General features: G+C 70.7%; 1 protein-coding gene. It reads left to right on the forward strand.

Annotated features, from left to right (window positions below):
- Positions 1-65: 65 nt before the first annotated feature.
- Positions 66-526: hypothetical protein (locus tag MKK88_RS25405; protein ID WP_244004733.1), on the forward strand; the 461-nt coding region annotated here is incomplete at its 3' end.

A 526-nucleotide genomic window follows, 5' to 3' on the forward strand; every position in this document is an offset into this window, starting at 1 on the left:
CGTCGCGCGCCAGGCGGCAGTGGCGCCCATCATCCCCAGCAACCCCGTCATCAGAGGAGCGCGCCATGGAGCGCATCAAGCCCACCATCAAGGTCACATGCGGAGACATCATCCGTGCCGCCTTCGCCCGCGCCTTCCAGAAGGCCGAGGGTCAGGACTGCCGGTCTGAACATGGCCACGAGGCAACCGCGCTCATCAAGGCGCTGGATGTCGCCGGGTTCGCCATCGTCAGGAAGGCGCTCGCGCCCGGCTTCGGACCGGACGTCGACGTCCTCGACCTGCGCGGCGGGGTGTTCGTCCAGGACGGCAAGGCCGACCCGCTCACCGGGTACGAGGCCAGCGCCTGGCTGGTGTCGATGCGGGCGCTCCCCGTCGACCCGGCGACCCGCCCGACGGGCGAGGACGTGGCCATCGTCGTCGTGATGCCCGACGGCGAGTCCGTCCCCATGACGAGCGACGAGTACCGGGAGCGGTCGGAGCACAGAGTGGAGCATGTCGCCCCGCCCGGCAGGCGGGTCGAGGGACT

Origin of the sequence: Methylobacterium sp. E-005, from assembly GCF_022829725.1 — a bacterium.
In the GTDB taxonomy this organism is placed as follows: Bacteria; Pseudomonadota; Alphaproteobacteria; order Rhizobiales; family Beijerinckiaceae; genus Methylobacterium.